Origin of the sequence: Filomicrobium insigne (genome assembly GCF_900104305.1) — a bacterium.
Lineage (GTDB): Bacteria > Pseudomonadota > Alphaproteobacteria > Rhizobiales > Hyphomicrobiaceae > Filomicrobium > Filomicrobium insigne.
The window spans coordinates 640,722-662,511 of sequence record NZ_FNJC01000001.1 but is presented as its reverse complement, the minus strand read 5'-3'; the positions used below and the strand labels follow the sequence as shown (position 1 = coordinate 662,511).

The 21,790-nt window shown below is 57.3% G+C and carries 25 protein-coding genes; 12 read left to right on the top strand and 13 right to left on the bottom strand.

The annotated features are described in order from the left end of the window. The 9 genes from fdh3B to BLS30_RS02945 all read left to right on the top strand — a co-directional run bounded on the left by fdh3B (nt 1) and on the right by BLS30_RS02945 (nt 6,663). Entirely contained in the window at nt 1-594 is a 594-nt protein-coding gene (fdh3B, locus tag BLS30_RS02980; RefSeq protein WP_046477725.1) for a formate dehydrogenase FDH3 subunit beta, read from the top strand. Nucleotides 595-837: 243 nt separating this feature from the next. After that, a complete protein-coding gene (locus BLS30_RS02975) occupies nt 838-1,032 on the top strand; it encodes a hypothetical protein (RefSeq protein WP_046477728.1) in 195 nt (64 codons plus the stop codon). A gap of 108 nt (nt 1,033-1,140) precedes the next feature. After that, a complete protein-coding gene (locus BLS30_RS02970; protein ID WP_046477730.1) occupies nt 1,141-2,298 on the top strand; it encodes a formate dehydrogenase subunit gamma in 1,158 nt (385 codons plus the stop codon). A 6-nt stretch (nt 2,299-2,304) separates the two neighbouring features. Beyond that, entirely contained in the window at nt 2,305-3,870 is a 1,566-nt protein-coding gene (locus BLS30_RS02965; protein ID WP_090226476.1) for a c-type cytochrome, read from the top strand. Beyond that, nucleotides 3,867-3,989 carry a hypothetical protein gene (locus BLS30_RS18385; protein ID WP_280140607.1) on the top strand — a complete coding sequence of 41 codons (123 nt, stop codon included), beginning with the start codon at nt 3,867-3,869 and terminating at the stop codon, nt 3,987-3,989. The genes BLS30_RS02965 and BLS30_RS18385 overlap by 4 nt, the downstream gene beginning before the upstream one ends. A 185-nt stretch (nt 3,990-4,174) precedes the next feature. Beyond that, nucleotides 4,175-4,366, top strand: a complete 192-nt coding sequence (locus BLS30_RS02960; protein ID WP_046477733.1) for a DUF6494 family protein — start codon at nt 4,175-4,177, stop codon at nt 4,364-4,366. A 44-nt stretch (nt 4,367-4,410) separates the two neighbouring features. Then, nucleotides 4,411-5,163, top strand: a complete 753-nt coding sequence (locus BLS30_RS02955) for a biotin/lipoate--protein ligase family protein (RefSeq protein ID WP_046477735.1) — start codon at nt 4,411-4,413, stop codon at nt 5,161-5,163. Then, nucleotides 5,160-5,657, top strand: a complete 498-nt coding sequence (locus BLS30_RS02950; protein ID WP_046477737.1) for a DUF6505 family protein — start codon at nt 5,160-5,162, stop codon at nt 5,655-5,657. The genes BLS30_RS02955 and BLS30_RS02950 overlap by 4 nt, the downstream gene beginning before the upstream one ends. Continuing rightward, on the top strand, nt 5,647-6,663 hold the full coding sequence (locus BLS30_RS02945; RefSeq protein ID WP_046477739.1) for a DUF6352 family protein: 1,017 nt from the start codon (nt 5,647-5,649) through the stop codon (nt 6,661-6,663). Before BLS30_RS02950 ends, BLS30_RS02945 begins: the two co-directional genes overlap by 11 nt. 150 nt (nt 6,664-6,813) lie before the next feature. Here BLS30_RS02945 and BLS30_RS18380 read toward each other — a convergent pair whose 3' ends face one another. Then, complete coding sequence (locus BLS30_RS18380) at nt 6,814-6,936, bottom strand: hypothetical protein (protein WP_280140606.1); 123 nt, start codon at nt 6,934-6,936, stop codon at nt 6,814-6,816. 136 nt (nt 6,937-7,072) lie between these two features. Further along, nucleotides 7,073-9,127, bottom strand: coding sequence for a 4Fe-4S dicluster domain-containing protein (locus tag BLS30_RS02940; RefSeq protein ID WP_090226473.1), 2,055 nt, complete (start codon nt 9,125-9,127; stop codon nt 7,073-7,075). Between the two features lie 134 nt (nt 9,128-9,261). On the opposite strand from BLS30_RS02940, the gene BLS30_RS02935 reads away from it, so the two are divergent. Both BLS30_RS02935 and BLS30_RS02930 read left to right on the top strand, forming a co-directional pair. Further along, the gene (locus tag BLS30_RS02935) at nt 9,262-9,849 is read left to right on the top strand and encodes a DUF3305 domain-containing protein (RefSeq protein WP_052743771.1); all 588 of its coding nucleotides are present in this window, start codon (nt 9,262-9,264) and stop codon (nt 9,847-9,849) included. Further along, nucleotides 9,846-10,553 (top strand): DUF3306 domain-containing protein, encoded by a 708-nt coding sequence (locus tag BLS30_RS02930; RefSeq protein WP_052743772.1) that lies wholly within the window; start codon nt 9,846-9,848, stop codon nt 10,551-10,553. Before BLS30_RS02935 ends, BLS30_RS02930 begins: the two co-directional genes overlap by 4 nt. A 26-nt stretch (nt 10,554-10,579) precedes the next feature. Here the strand turns inward: BLS30_RS02930 and BLS30_RS02925 are convergent, their stop codons facing one another. The 8 genes from BLS30_RS02925 to BLS30_RS02890 all read right to left on the bottom strand — a co-directional run bounded on the left by BLS30_RS02925 (nt 10,580) and on the right by BLS30_RS02890 (nt 17,458). Further along, complete coding sequence (locus BLS30_RS02925; RefSeq protein WP_052743773.1) at nt 10,580-10,888, bottom strand: DUF3144 domain-containing protein; 309 nt, start codon at nt 10,886-10,888, stop codon at nt 10,580-10,582. Between the two features lie 37 nt (nt 10,889-10,925). Next, entirely contained in the window at nt 10,926-11,807 is an 882-nt protein-coding gene (locus tag BLS30_RS02920) for a S8/S53 family peptidase (RefSeq protein ID WP_046477743.1), read from the bottom strand. Further along, on the bottom strand, nt 11,804-12,379 hold the full coding sequence (gene mobB, locus BLS30_RS02915; RefSeq protein WP_090226471.1) for a molybdopterin-guanine dinucleotide biosynthesis protein B: 576 nt from the start codon (nt 12,377-12,379) through the stop codon (nt 11,804-11,806). The genes BLS30_RS02920 and mobB overlap by 4 nt, the downstream gene beginning before the upstream one ends. 35 nt (nt 12,380-12,414) lie before the next feature. Continuing rightward, a complete protein-coding gene (mobA, locus tag BLS30_RS02910; RefSeq protein ID WP_244512349.1) occupies nt 12,415-13,083 on the bottom strand; it encodes a molybdenum cofactor guanylyltransferase MobA in 669 nt (222 codons plus the stop codon). Next, complete coding sequence (locus BLS30_RS02905) at nt 13,080-14,552, bottom strand: hypothetical protein (protein ID WP_090226468.1); 1,473 nt, start codon at nt 14,550-14,552, stop codon at nt 13,080-13,082. The genes mobA and BLS30_RS02905 overlap by 4 nt, the downstream gene beginning before the upstream one ends. A gap of 182 nt (nt 14,553-14,734) precedes the next feature. After that, nucleotides 14,735-15,622 carry an SDR family oxidoreductase gene (locus BLS30_RS02900; RefSeq protein ID WP_046477746.1) on the bottom strand — a complete coding sequence of 296 codons (888 nt, stop codon included), beginning with the start codon at nt 15,620-15,622 and terminating at the stop codon, nt 14,735-14,737. Further along, the gene (queG, locus tag BLS30_RS02895; RefSeq protein WP_076605387.1) at nt 15,619-16,770 is read right to left on the bottom strand and encodes a tRNA epoxyqueuosine(34) reductase QueG; all 1,152 of its coding nucleotides are present in this window, start codon (nt 16,768-16,770) and stop codon (nt 15,619-15,621) included. Before queG ends, BLS30_RS02900 begins: the two co-directional genes overlap by 4 nt. After that, a complete protein-coding gene (locus tag BLS30_RS02890) occupies nt 16,763-17,458 on the bottom strand; it encodes a glutathione S-transferase family protein (protein WP_046477749.1) in 696 nt (231 codons plus the stop codon). The genes queG and BLS30_RS02890 overlap by 8 nt, the downstream gene beginning before the upstream one ends. Nucleotides 17,459-17,851: 393 nt before the next feature. Here BLS30_RS02890 and BLS30_RS02885 point away from each other — a divergent pair, with 393 nt between their 5' ends. After that, the gene (locus BLS30_RS02885) at nt 17,852-18,649 is read left to right on the top strand and encodes an undecaprenyl-diphosphate phosphatase (RefSeq protein ID WP_046477750.1); all 798 of its coding nucleotides are present in this window, start codon (nt 17,852-17,854) and stop codon (nt 18,647-18,649) included. 99 nt (nt 18,650-18,748) lie between these two features. Here the strand turns inward: BLS30_RS02885 and ptsN are convergent, their stop codons facing one another. The 3 genes from ptsN to rpoN all read right to left on the bottom strand — a co-directional run bounded on the left by ptsN (nt 18,749) and on the right by rpoN (nt 21,785). Further along, nucleotides 18,749-19,213 carry a PTS IIA-like nitrogen regulatory protein PtsN gene (ptsN, locus tag BLS30_RS02880; protein ID WP_046477753.1) on the bottom strand — a complete coding sequence of 155 codons (465 nt, stop codon included), beginning with the start codon at nt 19,211-19,213 and terminating at the stop codon, nt 18,749-18,751. 106 nt (nt 19,214-19,319) lie between these two features. Continuing rightward, a complete protein-coding gene (gene hpf / locus BLS30_RS02875) occupies nt 19,320-19,946 on the bottom strand; it encodes a ribosome hibernation-promoting factor, HPF/YfiA family (protein ID WP_046477755.1) in 627 nt (208 codons plus the stop codon). A 306-nt stretch (nt 19,947-20,252) separates the two neighbouring features. Next, nucleotides 20,253-21,785, bottom strand: coding sequence for an RNA polymerase factor sigma-54 (rpoN, locus tag BLS30_RS02870; protein WP_046477757.1), 1,533 nt, complete (start codon nt 21,783-21,785; stop codon nt 20,253-20,255). Between the last annotated feature and the right edge of the window lie 5 nt (nt 21,786-21,790).

Sequence of the window (21,790 nt, the reverse complement as noted above, 5' to 3'; positions counted from 1 at the left end):
ATGGCACGTATGAAGTTTCTCTGCGACGCTGAACGCTGCATCGAGTGCAACGCTTGCGTCACCGCTTGTAAGAACGAGCACGAAGTGCCGTGGGGCGTAAACCGTCGGCGTGTCGTCACAATCAACGACGGCAAACCGGGTGAGCGGTCGATTTCGGTCGCGTGCATGCACTGCTCTGATGCACCGTGCATGGCCGTCTGCCCCGTCGACTGCTTCTACCAGACCGACGAAGGCGTCGTTCTGCATAACAAGGACCTGTGCATCGGCTGCGGCTATTGCTTCTACGCGTGCCCGTTCGGTGCGCCCCAATATCCTCAGGCGTCTAACTTCGGATCACGCGGCAAGATGGACAAGTGCACGTTCTGCGCAGGTGGGCCGGAGAAGGCGAATTCGGACATCGAGTTCAAGAAGTACGGCCGCAACCGTCTCGCCGAAGGCAAGCTGCCGCTCTGCGCAGAGATGTGTTCGACCAAAGCGCTGCTCGCAGGTGATGGCGATATCGTCTCCGATATTTATCGCGAACGTGTCGTGGCCCGCGGGTTCGGTTCCGGCGCCTGGGGTTGGGGTAAGGCTTATCCTGGTCCTCAAGGATAGGTCGTGCCCATCCGACAGCATCGAAGTAACGATCGGGGCGGCATAAGCCGCCCCGTTTCGTGCCCGAAACCAGAAACATTACGGGATCATACTTTTTGATCTGGCCGCCCGCGCACACAACTATGGAAATTCCTGAACGCTTGCGCGATCATGAAGCAGAGCGATCTATGGAAAGCCCAATATCGCTCGCAGCCGATCGGTATGACCCATCATGAACGACATTGAGCGTGGGGGAATTCGGCAATGAAGTCGGCGACGTATTTGGCACCATTTATTGCGGCAGGGCTCGCGCTGTCGTTAACTGCGTGCCGCGAGGCGGAGCAGAACCGCCCCCTCATGCACACGCCTGGCGTTTATGCCGGCAAGAAGGATGAGAAGCTGAGCAAGCAGCAGGTCGAAGAACTGCGGGCACGTGCTCAGAACCTACGGGGAAATTGAGGGGTGTGAAGGAGCGCAGGCCAACAGCCGGCTGCGAGAACAAGAATAATTCAGCGGCTGCGCAGCTTGGTCTGAGGAATAGGTGGAGAAGGCTCTAGGGAGACAGCCATGGCTGAGTTGAAAAATAACGGGGAGCGTGGGGCTGAGCGTTGGGCATTGTGGAATGCGCTGATCGCTCTGCTGGCACTATTCATCGTGGCCGCGCAACCGGCTTTTGCCCAATCCTCCTCGGGCAATCCCAACGTGCGCCCGCCGGCCGGAGCAGTAAACGGTGGCGCCACAGCTCCTATGGTCGTTCCTGAAAAAGGTGGAAGCTACGACATCGAGCTTTGGACGAAACTACGCCAGGGCGTTCAGGGTCAGGTCTCGATCATGGACAAGAAGGCCGGCGTGCTGGTCGATTCCTCTGGCGAAACTTGGCGTGCCGTACGTAATGGCCCGTTGCCCACTTATGGTGCCTACGCGATGGCCGGAATCCTGGGCCTTCTGGCGCTGTTTTTCCTCATCCGTGGCCGTATCCGTATCGAACATGGCAAGTCGGGTGCCACGATCGAGCGCTTCAACTATCTCGAGCGTACAGGCCATTGGCTTCTAGCGACGTCATTTATCATTCTGGCGTTGACCGGCCTGAACGTGCTGTACGGGCGCTACGTACTGATCCCTGTCATGGGTAAAGAAGCGTTCGCAAGCATGTCGATCGTCGCCAAGTGGTTGCACAACTATGTCGCCTTCGCATTCATGGCCGGCCTCCTAATCACGTTCGTCCTCTGGTTGCGCCATAACTTCCCAAGCAAGGAAGACTTCATTTGGCTGGCCAAGGGCGGCGGTATGTTCTCGCGCGGCGTGCATCCACCGGCCCGCAAGTTCAATGCAGGTCAGAAAATTCTCTTCTGGCTCATCATGTTGAGCGGCATATCAATTACGCTTTCGGGCCTCTCGTTGATGTTCCCGTTCGACATGCCGATGTTCTCAAAGACGTTTGCGGCATTGAACATGATCGGCTTCGATTTGCCGACGCAGTTGACCGCTAATGAGGAGCAGCAATTGGCCTCGTTGTGGCACGCGATCATGGCGCTGTTCCTGATCTGCGTGATCTTCGCCCACATCTATATCGGAACGCTTGGCATGGAGGGTGCGTTCGATGCCATGGGAACCGGACAGGTGGATACAAATTGGGCCAAGGAACACCACAGCGTTTGGGCGGAAGAGGAACTGGCAGCCGGAAAAGCGCACCGTCCGTCAGGTCAGCCAGTACCCGCCGAGTAGCCGGCTATGAGGCACAATAGCCTGCAAGCGCGCGTCCTGCGCAGCAAACGGCTGGCCATTTGGTCGGCCGTTTGGATGCTGGTGGCGCTGGGAACGTTGGCAGGACCGGCCGTCGCAACGGGCGGGGCCGCCGACTCTCCCGCAACAGGTACATCCTCCGCGAAGGCTATGCAGGCTCCGGCTCCAAAAGGGTTGCCAGATGCATCGGAACGCCGATCCGCGCATGGCAATCTGGTCGGACATGGCGGTCCCGTCAAAGCCATAAGCGTCGACCGAGCGCATGAACGCGTCCTTACGGGTAGCTTCGACTACGCGATGATGCTGTGGGATGTCTCCGGCGAGAAGGTTGACGAGGGACGGCGGTTCGACGAACACGACGGTGCCGTCAATGCCGTTGCCTTCGTAGGAGAAGAGGGCAAAAAGGCGCTCGCTGCGGGCGACGACGGTGTGCTCGTCCTGTGGGACCTCGAAAACGGTAAGGCGTTGCATCGCTTTTCTGGTCACAAGGGAAAAATCGTGGGGCTTGCAGTCTCGCCGGGTGGCCGCTGGGCGGCGACGGCGAGTTGGGACCATACGGCCCGGCTTTGGGATCTGGAGCGGCTCGTGCCCGGCCCCGTGCTCGAGGGGCATCGCGGGCCAGTCAACGATGTCGAATTCTCCGCGAACGGCGCAGACGTCTATACGGCTGGCTATGATGGCGAGATCCGCCTTTTCAAGGTCACGGACGGCGCGTACCAGCGTCCCATCTACAGGCTGGGCTGGGGGATCAATGTTCTCGCGCGTCTTCCCGGCACTGAGAATCTGGCCTTTGGCGGTCTGAACGGCACCGCTGGCGTCGTATCGGCGCGCACAGGGGAAGTCGTTGCAGAATTAAAGAGCTCCGAACGCCCGATCCTGTCTCTTGCTGCGACAGACAAGCCCGGCCTTTTGGCGACGGGGGGCGCTGACGGCACTGTCCGGGTCTATCGCTCAGCGGACTTCACGTTGATCGAGGAATATCAAAACCCCTACGGTCCAATCTGGGCCATGAATTTCGCGTCCGATGGAAAGAGAATATATCTGGGCGGTCTGGATGATTTTGTGACGGCTTGGCAGATCACGCCGCGTCAACCCTTCGAGCCCATCGACAGTCCCTATCCGCGGCGGTTTCAGTTGAGCGAAGCCAGCGACGATCCTCTTGCCCGCGGCCGTATTCAATTCGCGCGGAAATGCAGCGTCTGCCACACGCTGAAACCTGATGGCAAAAATCGCGCTGGTCCAACGCTCTACGGCATATTTGGGAGAAAGATCGCAGCGCTCCCGGGATACCCGTACTCGGAGCCCTTGAAGGACCTCGACATCATCTGGACCGAGGAAACCGTCTCCAAGCTTTTTGAACTCGGACCGGATGTCTTCACGCCGGGCTCAAAAATGCCGCTGCAGAAGATGACCGACCCTGAACAGCGCGATGATCTAATTTCATATCTTAAAGAAGCGACCCGCCCCGGCGGATCGGATAAGCTTGACGAGAAAAATAGCGATCCGAAGAAGCCGAGTGCGCCAGCAAACGAATTGGGAGTAGACAAGCCATGAAGGCATTTCTTTCGAGCCTCGTTATCCTTGCGGTCATTGCAGCTGCGGCCGCAGTGACGTTGAATTACACACGCGTCTCCTCATCGGATGCCTACGCGGATCGCAACGTTCGTTTGTGAGGCTGATTATCTGGACCGGACAAATGCCTGACCCCGCGTATCGTCACTGCGCAGCAGGCCATCGAGATGATGTCAAAGACATCATACGCGAGAAAGCCCGTCGTTCCCGCGTGCCGATAAGGCGCAGTGTCTCAATCATGCAAATGAGAGACAAGTCCCGATCTCTACGTATAAGAGGATGTGAAATGGACGAAGAAAAGTTCAACCTATCGATGCGCAAGTTCCTCAAGCAGGTTGGCGTAACGTCACAACACGAGATCGAAGCGCTCGTTCGCGAGCGCGGATTGACAAGTGGCAAGTTGAAGGTTCGTGTTGTTTTGACTTCGGAGAATACCGATCTCAATCACGTTGTTGAGGGTGAGATCGATCTAGGCTGATCGATGGCCTTATCCGGAGCACGTCCCACCGCGCGAGAAGAGACATGCATTTGCCGGATCCAGAATTTCCCCCGATCTTGACGGGCCATGCCATCAAGGCACCGGCCGAAGCATTCGAGACAGCCTGCCGTCGCGCCGCTAGTGGCGAGCTTGGCGCGGCGGACATCGTTTGGGCGAGAAGTACGCAACGGGCCGAAATGGCTTTAATTTTGGAGCCAGAGGTTTCGCGCCGTGTGGCATTACAGATCAAGCCGCTGTTTTTTTCGGCCATTGCAGACAGCCTCGGCACACTGATGCCGCCGAAGACTGCAGTCCACCTGCGCTGGCCCAATAGCATCCTGCTCAACGGTGCATTTGTCGGACAAGTGAAATTCGCGCTCGCGCAATCTGGTCCGGATGATGTTCCCGATTGGCTGGTCGTCGGCGCGAGCATTCAGGTCGCAAGCCCACACATAGACCGTGAACCAGGAGAAGCAGAGCAACTGACATCAGTCTTTGATGAAGGGGGCGGGGATGTCGACCGTACCCAGATTCTGCGTTCCCTGAGTGCGCATATGCTTTCGTGGTTGCAGGTTTGGCAGGATGACGGTTTCAAAGCTGTCGCGGGTCCGTTCATCGGCCGCGTCGAGGGCTATGAACACGAAGCCGCTTTTAGTATTGGCGGCCGGCTGGTTCGCGGGCGCGCATTAGGTATGTCAGATGAGATGCAATTGCTTGTTCGGCTCGCTGACGGCAAGACAATAGCGCTTGAAAGCGAAGCGGGCGCACCGGCAGCTGGGATGGATTTAACAGGATGAGCGGCCACAAACTGCTGCGTACCATCAACTTCGACATGAGTGATGCGCACGTGTTCGAAAAAGCCGCCGAACCAGACGAATGGGCGATCTCGGGAGCGTTTGAGTTCGCTGATCTCGACAAAAGTGCGATTGCCGGGAAGCTTCGCCAGGCTTTCGCGAATGGCTTCCTCGGTCTGACAAGTTTTGGCCGTTCCACATTCGCGGTCGTAGCCCAGGCGCAAAGCTCGGACTATGATGAAGCTGAGTATCGGCTCGCGCAGCATTTCGTTACCCGATACGGTGCGCCCGACATCGAAGCGGCGCTTCCAGCGGCACGCGGAGAACTGTTTTTCATAACCGACCTCGTACAGGATGCGCCGATAAACACGGTATTCACTGTGCGTCGCGTTCTGGATGCCGACGGAGCCATAAAAGAAGAGTTCCGCACCATTCGCCCGCCGACGGACAAACCTTTGCACGCCCGTGTCTGGAAAGTTGAGCCTGATGAAACGTGATTTTTGGAAATCAGCCGGAATGCACCTGCTGAACGTAGGTGAAGAAGGCTGGTTGGAAGTCACACCAGATTTCATTCGGGCCTATCTGACGCGCCCCGAGATTCATCCGATTGATGAAAGCTGCGCCGAGGAGGTCAAGCTCCACGACGAGCTTATGGAAGATCCCTTCCTGGTCGTTTCCGATGCGCGTCTTGCGACTCTCGCCGATCGTGATGCAGCGGAGAACTATGCTGTCGTTCTCGCTTATCGTGACCTGCTGAAGAGTGCGCGCACGATCGAGGGGGCTTACCTCGCGTTGATGCGCCATCCCACGCCGGTCGTCCCGCCCGTCTTCGTCGATCAGATGGTGCATCTCATTCTGCGCAATATCTTGAAGGATGTGCGTGATCCGATCCGACTGCGTGCTGCGGAGATTTTTTTCCGCGAACAATCAGTCTCGACTGACGATGGCCGTTTAATGCTGGCCGATGAAGAGATCGTCGACATGCATGCGCGCACTGGCACGGACACGGGTCTCGGGCAGCTTTTGGCTGAAACGGGCACTCAGATGAAGAGTGTCACGCTCGACGTTCTGAGCGAGGACAATAAGGACATCTACTGGGGCCGATCCGACCGTTTCGATACCGTCGTCGATTTTCGCTTTGAACAGCCAGCGTTGGATGCGTTCGCCCGTGTGATCGAAGGGTGGTTGAACCACCTTGTCCGTATCGAAGTCACAGTCGAACCGCGTCCGCGTATCGAGGATAGCGATTGGCGTTGGCATATCGGCCTAGACCGCGAGGCTACGGAGATTCTCAATGCGCTCTATGAGGGAAATGCGCCTCCGGCCGACAGTATGACACGCCTGATCGGTTTGTTCCGGATGAAAATACCGGACGAGCGCTTGGTTATCGAGCGCGTGAAGGGGCGACCCATTTATCTGGCATTGGCTCAGACCGCTCAAGATCGGGTCAAGATGAAGCCGCAGAATCTTATCACGAATTTACCCCTTCTCACCTCCGTTTGATCTTCGACGTAAGAAATCTCTGATCAAGGGATCGGGGAGAGGTCCCAGTTGGTGCTGCTCACTGAGACCTCTACCCGTTGGACGCCGGCTCGGGGGGAGGGGGAGAGAAGGCCGACGTCGTTTCTCATGTTTCCTGTGTTGGGCTTCGCCTCACCATGCATTGCCGACGAGCCGCGTTTGCGGCTGGTTGTTTCCGCGCTCCGGATCGATTGCGGCAATAACGCCAGCGATCAGCAGCAACCCAGCAGACAAGATAAGCAGTTTGGAAGCCATCTGACTTGTCTCCGAGGCGATTTCTCATCTTGCCTTAAATGCACACGTCAAGCGCCAATGGAAAGGCCCTCTCACGGCCTGTTGAGCGGACGTGAGAGGGCGTGCAATTGAGCCGTATCTGATGAGGCCCGCGGGGCTAATTAAGGAAGTCTTCTGGCGCTTTGCCGGTCCGTGCCGCCTCAGCCTCGGCTGATAGATAATCGTCCGTTGTGCGAACTCGTGGCCGTTCACCTCCGGCAAACGGATCATTCCCGGAGTTGGCGAGGGTTTCGATGCGGCACGTATCGCACATCTGGATGAGGTCAAGTTGCCCAGCATCGCGGAACATCGAGTGCCCTTTCAAGCGCTCGACAACCCGCTCAACAGAAGAACGGGCGCCGAAGGGGGTTCCGCAGCGAATGCAATTGAACGGTTCCTCGAATTTGACCACCGTCGGGGTTAGGGCTTGCGGCGAGAAGTCATAACGCGGCTCGAGTGAAATGACCTTTTCCGGGCATGTGGCAACGCAGACGCCGCATTGCACGCACGCAGCTTCGGTGAAGCTGAGTTCCGGACGTTCCGGATTATCACCGAGGGCATTGGCGGGGCATGCACCCACGCACGACAGACAGAGCGTACAGCCGCTAACATCCACCACGATGCGGCCATATGGAGCGCCTTCTGGAAGCGCCACGAGCTGGGTTGGTGTCGGTGCCCTTTCGTGAAGCTTGGTGAGCGCGATGCGGGCGACTTCGCGTTTGCTACCGAGTGCCGAGAAAGCATTCCGCGTCATCGCGGTAAGCTCGGTCTGGTCATGCAAGCTATTCTCGAGCGAGTCGGGATCATGCTCGTCGATCATAACGATACGGTCGCCCTCGTAGCCGAGTGCCGAAACAATCGTGCGAGCCAGCTGGCACTGCGCACGGAGTGTTTCCAATTCCTCTGGATGCTCAGGTGAACAAAGAATGGCGACCTGATCGGCGCCGAGCGCCAACGCAGCCGCAATCGTATCGTGTCCGATCATGAGTGTGGAATTGACACGAACCGGTATTACATTGGCCGGCAAGCCACGACCGAAGCGGGCTATGGCGCCAATCAATTCAGTCCCGTGTTTCTCATCATGAAACATGATCCTGGGATGCGTTCCCCCGGCGCCGATATAGGTGTCGAGAATGATCCCAAGGCGGTTCACGAGATCACCGCGCCGTGGAACCGCGTAGCTCGCGGCACCGGTCGGACACGCAGCCGCACAGTTGCCACAGCCGCCACATACGGCTGGATCGATCAAAACGCTGTCACCGTTCGGAGAAATTGCTCCCAGTGGGCAGACGTCCAAGCAATTGGAGCAGCCGACCTTGCCGGAGCGGGCATGCGCACAGATACTGGCGTCGTACGCAATGTAGCGCGGCTTTTCAAAATCGCCGACCAGATCCGAAATTTCAAACATCGCGCGTGCGACAGCACCTGGGTTGTTCGGATCTGCACTGATGTAGCCGTCGCGGCGTCCGTGACCTGTAAAGAGTGGGTGCCCTCCGGATATGTCTAGGATCAGATCACACTTTGCGGAAGCTCCGTCTCGCGGCATCGCAAACTCAAGCGAGCCACGCGAAGACGGCAGCACCGGCGCATAACCATCGACGACCACTTCAAAACGGCCCAACGCACCTCGTGCCGCCCGGATCTTGCCCTTGTAAATCGGTTGGGCAACGACGTTCGGTGGTATCGCATCATCAGCATCGCTCAAGAGAACGGTAACCGATAGCCGGCCTTCGAGACTGGCAGCCGTATCAAGTGCCGCCTGTCCGGAACCGTAAACGAGGCACATACCCTTGGATTCAAGGGTGAGCGTTGTCGCCGGCTCTGGTTCGTAGCTGGCATCGGCAAGTAGCGCTGCCATTTTCGGCATGACAGAACTTTTTGCTTCCGACCACCCAGCCGTTTCCCGAATATTTATAAATCGCAATTCCGCTTCGGATTCATGTTCGGATGCGATTTCGAGAAAAAGGGGTGCTTCCTGCGTGCATGCAACATGGAGGGGGTGGCCACTGGCGAGACCGGATTCGAATGCGGAAATTCCGGAGCGGCACAGTTCCTGGTGAACCACTATTTTATCCGAGAACCCCAAAGCCTTGCTCAAGCCTGCCGCATCGATGTCCATCGAGCGCTGGCAGTTGCAGACCAGCAGCTTGGAATCGTTGGTTTTTTGCGTCATATGGGGGCACCGCCGTATGTTATGTGGCAAGGAGCAGCAATTATGACCTTAACTGCTGTAAAGTGCACTTGCGGAAGGTTCAATTGGCAATATACAATTTCTTTTGTCTAGGAGCGTAGGGAGCTGTCGAATAAATGAGCCTTGCGGTCTCCATTCCCCTAGGGGTTGTGATCGCGCGAGAGCGCATTTCGCATCCATGGCAGGAATATCGTTGGCGCCCGATCAGCGTATTTCTCGACGCGCCGTCAATTGACGATTGGCGCGAGCTTCGTCGTACGGATGATGTGGTGCATTACCACGCTGCGACCCTTCCACTTGAATTACATCGGAAGGAAACGACCGCCTACTGCGTAAACCTGGCCAACGGCGAACCGTCTGTGTACGTGGTGACGCGGGAAGATCCAGAATCCGGAAGCGAACACCCGCTGGACGTTCACTTGGTCACGGCCTCGCCTTTCGAGGCGCAACCGCATGCGAGCATGGGGCTCGATTCCGTAGACTGCGTGGCGATGCCGGAGCGGTTGGTCTTCATCATCCGGGATTTCATTGATAAGCACCACGTTGAAGAGACGTTCAAGAAACGTCGACGTGAGCCGCACCTTGAGCCGGAAAAGCATCTCTTTGGACAAGAGCCGATATTCGCTTTGAGCGAGCGGCGTGCCATGATGGGCAAGGTGAATGGTGCAAAGGGTGCCAAGCAAGGAAAGACGGAAAACGAATGAGCCAGGAACGGATCGAGGGCTTTCTCGGACGCTGGTCACGATTAAAGCAGGCGGACAGGACCGGCGAAGCTCAGGTAGATGCTGATATCTCTGAGGCCGAGGCCGGACGTAAATCCCCTGCTTCCGAAATTGACCAGCAGACTTCAGCTGCCCCCTCAGAGGGTGAGGTCCGCGGGGAAGCAGAGGCACAAAAGCCGGAAGTCCGGGACTTCTCGAAATTCGATTTCGACTCGCTCGGCTACGATTCCGACTACGAGCAATTCATGGAAGCCGACGTCCCGGATGACGTTCGCAATACCGCGCTTCGCAAATTGTGGGTCTCCAACCCTGTCCTCGCGAATATGGATGGTCTTGATGACTACTGCGAGGACTATACTGATGCCGCCGTTTGTCTGCCAAAGGGGATGATGAAGACGGCTTATCGGTTTGGCCGAGGGTTCCTCTCGGACGAAGAGGTGGCGGAGTGGGAGGCGTTGGGCAAGCCTGTCGAAGAGACGGAAGTTACAGCGGTTGATCCCGAGGCTAAGCAAGGGGCAGAGGAAGCAGTCGCCTCAAAAACCTCCCAGGACGACTGGTCTGATACAGCGGCCACATCAGGGGCGGCTTGCGCAGCGGCGTTGAAGGCGGAAGAAGCGGAAGCTGAGGCCGCTGACGAGACTGCGGACACCGAAAGCACCGCGTTACCTCCGTCGCAAAAATCGTAATCGTGCCTACGCTGTACGAAGGAAGGTCACTCTGGCTTTGCTGCGAGGTTTGGATCGGCCAGATTCTGCCGTAGCATTTCGGCGTACTGCTTCACCATGGTCTGGACAAATTCCTCATGGTTCTCGACTTCGAGGACCGTATTAGCGACGAAGGCGTTATAACGCGCGGCTGCATAGAGGAACGCATTGTGCAGGTCAGTAGCCTTGACGCGCGCATTTTCACGGTTGGCGAGATCGATGAACTTGTCGGCGACCTTGAGAAAAGCGGCGCTGTCGAGATGACCGGCTTTACGTGCAGCGCGACGCTCTTTGCGATTCATATTGTCTTCGTCCATCACGCTTCCTCCGCGGCTGGCCATCTATACGGCTTTCTTACGGTGATGGCTTGGGCTCGTTGTTTTGTTCGCAAACGGTATCGTACACGTTCTTCGGGCCGTTATCTCCAACCGATGATGCGAACTCCTGGAGGGCCGCCTTCGCAGCGGCGACCTGAGTAAATTCGCGACCGCGAAGCACACAGGTCGTATAGCCGCCAAGAAGCGCAGCCGCCTGCAATCCGTCTGACGGTACGACAACGGGTTGGTCGTTGACCTGCGTTTCGCGCGTCTTGACCCAGACATCGGCCGGGGCCGCGCCTTCCGCCGTATCATTTTCTGCGGAACTGGGCGTCAGCGGAGCCACGGTCAGGATATTCTCTAGATTGAGCCCAACGGGATAAGCCTGGCCGCCGAGCGCTTCATCCGGCATCCCGGCGGGGACAAAGAACAGCACATTTTTCGCCGCAGCGCTGGCTGCTCCACCGAAGCGATCCCATCCATCCTGTTTCTGCGGAAATGTCCCGACAACGGCAACGGTTGCCGGCGTGCGCGCGATGAACATTACGGCCTTCGCCAGGGAGTCTGGCTCGTTTCGCGTTACGCGCACAACGATGAGGCGCGCCTTATCATCGGTCGCTAGGATCAGCTTCGCGAGTCGGGTCCCATCGTCGGTACGGTCGGAGGGAGCTGCAAAGGGTTTGAGATCGTTGTCGACGAAGTCCCACGCGATGGGTTCGCCCTCGCCATCGCGTGCCAAACGTGAAGCGATCGCAGGATCGGTATAATCGACGCCGGTAGAGATTAGCGCAATTGCAGGTCCTCCGGGATCAAGCGCTGCGGGCGCTGCAGGATTCTGAGCCAGCGCCGATCCGCAGGCAAATGTAACAACCGAGAAGATGGAAGCGGCGAGAGATCTCAGAGAAATATGCCCGTTCATTCAGGGTCCTGCATCTGCGCTCCGGCGGAGCTTTCGCTGTTGGCCTGCCTCGGCAGTGGGCCGAGTATCCGTTCAATCAAGTCGGCAATCGCTTCGATATCGTCGAGATCAAAGACGGGCAACCCCTTGCCATCGATCGCATGATCGGTAGCGATCCCGATAACGAGCGGATCATCGTCGGCGAGGGGCTTCGTTGTCAGGGATTTGACACGCCGCGCTTCGATCTTTGCGATAGGAGATGATTTGTAGCCTTCGACAATGATGAGGTCGGCTGGCTCCAGAGCCGCGATGATTTCCTCGAAGTTGGGCTCCGGCGCGCCGCGGAGTTCTGTCACCATGGCCCAGCGTCGCCCAGAAACAACGGCAACTTGCGAGGCACCGGCACGACGGTGACGCGCCGAATCCGTTTCTCCATTGTCGACATCGAATGCGTGATGCGCGTGTTTAACTGTCGCCAGCTTTAGACCGCGCTTCACGAATTCCTCGACGAGACGAACGGTCAAGGTTGTCTTCCCCGACTTCTTCCAGCCGACAATTCCGATGATCGGTGTTCCGTTTGGTGCGCGCAGCATGGCGTGGTGGTCATCTTGAATTCGCACGATGCGTCTCAGAGCTCACCCAAAATCAAGCGGGCTTCGTCTAGTTCATCGGGCGTGTTGGCGTTGAAGAATGGATCGATTTCGCGTTCTCCAATGCGGAAATATGCAAAATCTACAATGACCGTACCATGTTGATCCGTCCAGTGCAGCACCTTGCGGACGCCGTCCCGGAGCGACTGTTCGAGATCATCAGCCAGTGCAACCGGCCAGAGACCAATGACGGGGTGCAGGTTTCCACCTGAGGCGGCTAGAGCAATGGCGGCATCAGGATCATCTCGCAGTTTCGCTGCGAGCTGGGTAACCAAGTCGGCGGGTATGAGTGGCGCATCGGTCGAAGCGGTGACGATGTATCCGTCGCCACCGACGTTGGCCGCAGCCCAACGCATCCCCGCGAGGACGCCGGCCAAAGGCCCGGCATGTCCTTCGATTGTGTCGGCGAATACGGGAAGGTTAAAGGCGTCGAAACGGCCGGGATCGCCGTTGGCGTTAATGACGACGCGGTCAACCTGACCCTCAAGACGCGCCAGGACGTGGGCGAGCATCGGCTTGCCCGCCAACTCCAGCAAACCCTTGTCACCGCCCCCCATGCGTCGGGACTGGCCGCCAGCAAGCAGCACGCCCGTCACTGATTGTGTAATACCAGCGTATTTTACCGCGCTTTGCGCAGGTTCGTTCAATCCAAACCCTCCAACCCAGATTCGAGCGCCATTTCCAGCGCGGCCGGCCCGGCTCGCTTGGCGACGCTCTCGGGTACGATCCACGCGCGCCAGTCGGTGGTGCCGACCGTATGCCCGCAGACTAGTTCGCCTCGGATCAGATCGCACGTTTTGTCGGCTCGGATCAATTGGGTTTCCCGACGATCGTGACGCAGGACCCGCAGATCGACTGGTTGCAGGATCGCCTCAGCAGTTTCCAAATCAATATCCCGGAAAATGCACGATGGTGAAGAACGGCACGAAACGCCCCGTTTGACGAGCGCCACGGTCGGGCCAAAGGCGGCATGCCGAGAGAGCTTTTCGGCGGGCAAATCCGATCCACGGCTCAAGAAACAATGCTCATGCAAGCAGAGCATTGGATCAGCCGTTTTGCTGAGACGTCGCCAGCCTCTTTTGCCAACATCCATGATCAGCAAGATGGTGACATGCTGCTCGGCGCGCGCGGTTGGCTTAGACGGTTTGGTTTCCATTCTGATTGCGGCAGGTGTCACCGTCACCGGCTTGGCCCTGGCCGGTACCGACTGAACGGTAGGCCCGCCGAGAGCGCTGTACTTGTGTCGCGCCTCTCGAAGCCGCTCTGCTAACTCTTGCGCCTCGCGGTCGCTGCTATGATTGGCGTGGATTGGCTCGCGTGCGGCCAGTTCAGCTTCTGCCTCTTTTGCTGTTGCCTCGGCTGCCCATCGCGCAGCTTCGCGGATCCGACGGTCCGCTTCCGCCTGTGCGGCGCGCTTCGTTTCACGGGTAGCTTTCTCCAGAGCGACGCGGGCAACTTCGTCAGCCTTGGCTTTCGCCTCAGTCTCCGCACGCGCTTTGGCTTGGGCGACTTCCTTTGCGCGGCGCGCAGCCTCGACTTCTGCGGCGCGCTTCTTTTCACGCGCAGCTTTCTCCTGAGCGACGCGGGCAACTTCGTCAGCCTTGGCTTTCGCCTCAGCCTCCGCACGCGCTTTGGCTTGGGCGATTTCCTTTGCGCGGCGCGCAGCCTCGACTTCTGCGGCGCGCTTCTGTTCACGCGCGGCTTTCTCCTGAGCGACACGGGCGACTTCGTCAGCCTTGGCCTTAGCCTGTGCTTCCGCGCGTGCTTTGGCCTGAGCGCCTTCTTCAGCTGCCGCCCGCCGGGTCGCTTCCGATTCTTCGCGCGCCCGCTCTAGTAACTCCTGCTCGTACAGGCGGCGGCTTTCAGTCTCTTCTGCTTGGCGTTGGGCGTTCGCGCGCGCACGGGCCTCATCAGCTTTCTTTTTGAGTTCCGCCATCGTGCGCTGAAGCTCTTTTTGTTTCGCGTGCTCCTCATTGGATGCGGTGTCTTCTGCGAACTTGTTGGCGATGGTGTGTGCTGCATCCTCGGCCTGTACCGGGAACCCGAATGTCAGAGCAGCACTCACACATGCGGCCAGCGCCGCTCCATTGAAAATTCGCTCAGCAATAAACGACATCGTTTTAAAACCAATCCTGCATGTCCGGCATCTCTCACCCAGCAAGCCTGACAGCCTCCTGAACTCCGACGCAATAATTCCGGAGCTCAACACCTCGGCCATGGCCTAGCCTGGATGACGGTGAAAATAGGCCTCGATTTCGGCATTATCACGTTCTCTGATTGAACGGCGCCTGAACAAGTTCACTTGTATCGGCGCGCAGCAAGAACGGCTTCGAGACCTGTCCGATAATTGGGGTAGGAGAGATGGATACCCAGATCATTCTTGACCCGGCCGTTGCGCACGCGTTTGCGCTCGTCATAGAAACTCCGCGCCATTGGCGAAAGCTCTGCGTCTTCAAAGGGAACTTCCGGTGGCGGTTGTACGCCCAGCAATTCTGCAGCGTAGGCGACGACGTCTTGTGGTGGCCCCGGTTCGTCATCGGCGACGTTGTAGACGACGTGACTGCCAGCGCCAGTCATTCCGGCTTTAACAATTGTGGCGATATCACCGACATGGATCCGGTTGAAGACCTGATCCTTCTTGATGATACGCCGGGCCTTGCCTGCCTCAATCTGGTCGATTGCACTGCGACCGGGACCGTAGATCCCGGCGAGTCGGAAAATCTGCAAACGCCAGGGTTTGGCGCGTGCGAACTTTTCCCAGGCATGTTCGGCTTCGACCCGCAGTTTTGATCTACGCGACAACGGTGCCGGGGGCGTCGTTTCATCGACCCAATCACCGTCATGATTGCCATAGACGCCGATGGTCGAGAGATACCCGATCCATTCGAGATGTTTGAACCGCGCGATGTCCTCAGCGTGATGATGGAGGATGCCGTCCCCGGTCTCACCGGGCGGAATTGAAATGAGGAGATGCGTGACGTCGCTAAATGCACCTGCTGGCTCTGCGCGCAGAACGTCCCCACCCCGCTCAGCATCGAAGATCTCACCGTGCCAGCCGCGTGCTATCAGTGCGGCCACCTTTTCGGCACTTCGCGCCGTCCCGCTGATCTTCCAGCCTTCGCGCGCCATCTCGTGGGCAAGCGTGCTGGCCGAAAAACCCATGCCAAGACAGACGAGGTGTTTCATGCGGATTGTGCCTCCCACTCGTTTCGGACATCAGGATCAGCTTCTCGCGGCAAATACGCTTTGCGTAGATCGGCAAAGTGATCGGGATCTGCAAGCTGAGACAAAGCCCAGACGGCCATCGCACGCACGAGTTCTGATTCGTCTTTTAAGCGTTCCTCGACAAGCGGGATCATCGTCCGGTCTTGGGAATTGCCGGCTGCGATAAGGGCGTTGCGCACGATCCGGTCACGCCCCGTCCGTTTTACAGGCGTGCCCGCAAACCTCTCGCGAAATGCGCGGTCATCAATCGCGATCAATTCCGCAATGGGTGGATTGTCTGTTTCAACGCGCGCGGCGAACTTTGCCTCCCGTGCGGCCGAGGCGAATTTATTCCATGGGCATACCGCCAAGCAGTCGTCGCATCCGTAGACGCGGTTGCCCATCGGCTTGCGAAACTCAACTGGGATATGCGCCTTCGACTCGATGCTTAAGTAGGCAAGGCATCGCCGCGCGTCGAGTTGGTAGGGAGCTGGAAAGGCTGCTGTCGGACACACATCGAGGCAGCGTTGGCAGCGTCCGCAATTGTCGCGACCAGCCGTGTCGGGGGGGAGCTCCGCAGCTGTTAAAATCGCCCCTAGAAAAAGCCACGAGCCATGTTCGCGCGATACGAGATTGGTGTGTTTGCCTTGCCAGCCAATACCGCCAGCCGCAGCCAAAGGCTTCTCCATGAGCGGCGCAGTGTCGACAAAGACTTTCACGTCTTCCCCGCTGCGCGAGGCCAGATAGCCCGCGAGTTGTTTCAAGCGCCCCTTAAGGACATCGTGGTAGTCACGGCCCTTGGCATAAACTGAGATAAGTCCGCGGGATGTCTGGGAGAGCGCCTCCATAGGATTTGTGTCGGGCGCATAGCTCATGGCCACAGCAATGACGGAGCGTGCGTTGGGCATGAGGGCTTTGGGGTCGCGGCGACGTTCAAGCGTCGTTTCCATCCATGCCATGTCGCCGTGGTGTCCCGCCGCAACATAGGTCTCAAGTCGCGCTCCGGCGAGAGCGATAGCGTCGGGACGGCTTACGCCGAACGCGTCGAAACCAAGCTCACGTGCTCGCTTGCTAACCGCCTCCTTCAGAGCGACCGCTTCGGCAGGCGCAACGTCAGTTTGCTTAGAAATCGAGGTCTGTGTAGTGCGCGGGGGGAGCAGCGCCGGGGACGCGGTCGCTGAGGATCGCTCGAAATGCCGGTCGCGATTTGACACGCGCATACCACTCCTTGGCTTGCGGAAACTCGTCCCAAGCGACTTCACCGAGGTAGTCGACGGAGGACAAATGCGCAGCTGCGGCTATGTCGGCAAACGACAAATCTTCGCCGGCAAGCCAGCGCCGCCCGTGGGCGAGATAGCTGATATAACTTAGATGATAACGCAGATTACCGCGAATTGCCCGCACGATATCGGCGTCGGGTCCTGATGACGGGTTACCTTTAAGGCGCGCATAGACCTTCTCAAAGAGGAGCTCTTTGGTTACCTCGCGATTGAACTTCCCATGGAACCAGTCGACAAGCCGCCGGACTTCGGCGCGTTCTTCACGGTTGCCGGGAAAGAGGGGAACTTCGAGCCCATCTACAGGATGCCGCTTCAGTTCTTCTGCGATGTACTCTGAAATCGCATACGTGCCGCACAACACCGGGCCTGCATCGATTTCCAATACGGGAAGCTCGCCGGCCGGGTTTAGCTGTAACAGATCATCGCTTACATCCCACGGCTGTTCTTCCACGACCTCAACTTGGAGGCCGAGTTCCGCCAGCGTAATACGAATGGAACGGGACAACGGGCAAAGCCTGAAGTGCCAGAGCCTATGCATAGTGTTCGCCTACATCTCGCCGTGGCAGGAAATTCACAGAGCTTCTCCTCCGCGTCGGTTCGCTTCCTTCAAATTCTGGAGCCTTGATTGCATCAAGGACAAGCAGTTGGCGGTACCGCATCTCGCGAACGAATGCCAGTGTGGCCAAGGTGCGGCAGCCTAGAAAGCTTCCTGTTCATCTCTCTGCCATTTGTCTTGCAGAAGCCGCCCAGCTCGTGGTCATTGCCCTGAAGACGACGAAAGATCCCCACATTCTTCCCTGCTGGAGTTCCGATCCGTACGGATGTGCTCTTAAGGGCCCGGCTCCAAGAGCATCTTTGTAAGGTGAATAGCCAGCGGATGGGCACCCCATCAGCAGAGACCTCTTCGGCGCCATAACTGGAGTTCGTGATCATGTCCACATGGCAAGTGGTCCTGCTCGGGTTGATCGAGGGGCTGACCGAATTCATTCCGGTCTCATCCACGGGACACATTCTGCTTGTCGGGCATTTCATTGGCTTTGATTCACCGGGCAAAACCTTTGAAGTGCTCATTCAACTTGGCGCAATCCTGGCCATCCTCAGCGTTTACTTCGCGCGCATTCTGCAAATTCTCTATGACTTGCCGCGCGATCGGAAAACACAGCGCTTTGTATTGGGTATCCTGATTGCTTTTCTGCCCGCCGCTGTGATCGGGGCCTCAGCGCATTCAATCATCAAAGGCGTTCTGTTTGAGAGCCCGATGCTGATCTGCGTGATGCTGATTATTGGTGGAATAATTCTTTTGTACGTCGATCGGTTGGATCTGGAGCCGCGCTATCACGACGTCATGGACTTTCCACCGTCACTGGCCTTGAAAATCGGCTTGTTCCAATGCCTGGCCATGGTCCCCGGCGTATCGCGGTCCGGAGCGACGATCGTCGGAGCTCTTTTAATGGGCACGGACAAGCGATCAGCTGCCGAATTTTCGTTCTTCCTTGCCATGCCAACGATGGCAGGCGCCTTTGCCTACGACCTCTATAAGAATTGGTCTGTCATCGACACCGCAGATGTAACGAGCATCGCAATAGGTTTCGTGACGGCGTTCATCTCGGCCGTCTTCGTTGTGCGATATCTCTTGGCTTTTGTAAGCCGCCATGGCTATGCGCTGTTTGGGTGGTGGCGGCTGATTGTGGGCGGCCTGGGCCTCGGCGCTCTTCTCGTACTCGGTTAAAAGGCTGGCCACCAAAAAGGCGACAAATCTCAGGTTTGTCGCCTATGTCTCCGCGCCATCCTCTTGGCTGCGGACGAAGTCTTAAGCCTAGACTTTCTTTCAGGCTGCGTGTGACGCGGCCGGTGTCGTCAGGATTTCGCGGATGGCGGCTGCATCTTTGGCGTGCCGCAGGCGCTCCAGCATGGTGGGTTCGCGCACAAGCCGAGAAATGCGAGCCAGGGCCTTCAAATGATCTCCGCTGGCATGCTCCGGGGCCAGCAGCAAGAAGATGAGGTCGACGGGCTCGTCGTCATGAGAATCGAAGGGGATTGGCTCGGGGAGCCGAGCGAATAACGCCACGATCTCATTGAGCGCCCGGAATTTGACGTGCGGGATTGCGATTCCGCGGCCGAGGCCGGTGGAGCCTAAACGTTCACGCTGCAACAGCGTGTCAAAAATGTCCCGTGCCTCAAGGCCGGTCACATCTGCGGCGCGTGCAGCAAGCTCTTGCAAAGCCTGCTTTTTACTCTTTGCCGCCAAATCAGGAATAATCCCGTTCGGCGCGAGTAGATCACCCAGATCCATGGTTCTATCCCACCGTGTCATATGACGTCCGTTGAACCTTTAAGCACAAATCGTGCCGCTCTAAGGCCAAAGGCTGTTAACTCACTGGTTTATACACTCCGACAACTTATCGGAGAGCGTGTCCGGTCCCGTTTAAGGACTGTTTCGATGAGTCCGTACTTGGGTCGACCCAGCCGACATTTCCATCGGGACGTCGGTAAACAACATTCAGTTGGCCATTTCCCGCATTTCGGAAAATGAAGAAGGGACTTTCAGCGAGGTCCAAATGCATAACGGCGTCACTCACTGTTAACTCTCGTATGCCGCGCTGGTTTTCCGCGATGATAACCGGGTGATCGGCGTCCACAGCCGAAATGGCTTCTTCGTCGGTAACCTGCAGTACGTAATCTCGCGCCATGACTTCAGCTGGCAACGCACCGTTGCCATCATTCCGACGCTGATGATGATCTTTCAAGCGACGTTTGTAGCGCCGTACGCGCTTATCCAAACGATCCACGGCCATGTCTGCGCTGGCATAAGCATCTGCCCCGGTTCCATGGGCTTCAACAATCAAACCTGTGCGCAAGCGTATCGAGCAATCCGTCCGAAAGTGGCTTTTTTCCTTCTCCAGACGAACATGCCCAGAAAACTCAGGTCCTATATACTTGTCCAAAACGGACGCTATCTTATCGTAGATATAGGTCTGGAATGCATCCCCTGCATCGACGTTTTTGCCGGTGACTTGCAGTATCATTCTGTCGCCTTCGACTTTTCTTTAGACAACCCCAGCCGTTCGGCCGAAGACATCTGCCATTCGGTTCGAAGTTATGAACTGACCAATATCCCCTAACGTCTTCCCCAGGTCTACTCTGATTTAAGCAGAACAGAAGTGACGGTAGAGCCACCATCAAAACGTGTCAATGTGGAGGACGGTTCGCTTTTTTGCAATGCAACATTAAAAGAAAATTGCTTTTGATTAATCCGATCTAGGCGGTCCTAGAAAGATACAAAATATCAATACCGTATTGAAAAATATGAATATATTCTGAAATTCGCGACGTCACGTCGCACGTGCGGTAACTCCGCTCAGCCTTTTTTCACGCCGCCGCTGCACCGACGAAGGGATTCGCATCGCTTCCCGGTATTTGGCGACGGTGCGCCGGGCGATGTCGATGCCGTCACTGCGCAGCAGATCCACGATTTTATCGTCAGATAAGATCAGGTTTGACGTTTCGCCATCGATCAATTGCTTGATCCGGAAGCGAACGGCTTCGGACGAATGTGCCTCTCCGTCGTCGGCAGCTGAGATGGAGGAGGTAAAGAAATACTTGAGCTCGAAGATGCCGCGTGACGTCGCCATATACTTGTTGGACGTAACGCGCGACACCGTCGATTCATGCATCGAGATCGCTTCAGCGACGGTTTTGAGATTGAGGGGGCGCAGATATTGAACACCGTAGGTGAAAAAGCCGTCCTGCTGGCGGACGATCTCCTGTGCCACCTTGAGAATGGTGCGAGCGCGCTGATCCAAGCTCTTCACAAGCCAGTTTGCCGTTTGTAGGCAGTCGCTGAGATATTCCTTGTCATCACCCGTAGAGGCCGCTTTTGCGACCCGCGCATAGTAACTTCTATTGACGAGCACACGCGGGAGGGTGTCGGAGTTGAGCTCAACAAGCCAGCTCCCGTCGGCTGCCGATCGAACGAGCACATCTGGAACGACAGGTTGAACCTGGACAGACCCAAACATGAGACCGGGTTTTGGATTTAACCCCTTGATCTCAGTTATCATATCCGTGAGTTCGTCCATATCGACGCCCACGACGCGCTTGAGCTTGGCAAAATCGTGCGTTGCCACTAGCCCAAGGTTATCGAGCAAGGCGGCGATCTGAGGATCGTAGCGGTTGAGCTCTTTAAGCTGCAGCTCCAGACACTCACCGAGTGAACGCGCAAAAACACCGGGAGGATCGAATTTCTGCAACGCCTCGAGAACCTCTTCGACCATAGATTCGGGCGCGCCAAGTTTTTCGGACAACTCATCGAGATCCGCGTTGAGGTACCCGGCATCATCGACAAGATCGATGAGATATTGGCCAATGATCCGATGCGCTGGCTCGGTAAGTGCGAGCGGCAACTGCTGGCTGAGATGGTCTTTCAGTGAAATACTGCTGGAGACGAACGCTTCAATGTTGGCATCGTCATCCGACATGCTACCTGGCCCACGACCTTTGAGCCCGGCCCAACCGGAACCGAACATGTCCTGACTGACGTCGGCTGCTGAGGCGTCCGGATAAACGTTGTCGAGGTCGGTGTCGAACGTCCCATCAGGGTCGGAGCGAGGTTTATCGAGGTCGAGCCAATCATCGTCGAGACTGGCGCCGTTAACCTGATCGCCATCACTTCCGGGGCTTTCACCGTTCGCGTCCCCAGAAGCGCCCTCTTCGCGCTCAAGCAGCGGATTGCGCTCCAGTTCGCCGTCAACATACTGTTCGAGTTCAAGATTAGACAGCTGCAAGAGCTTAATGGCCTGCTGCAGCTGGGGTGTCATCACCAGCTGCTGGCCTTGTCTCAGCTCTAATTTGGCCGTCAGCGCCATGCCCT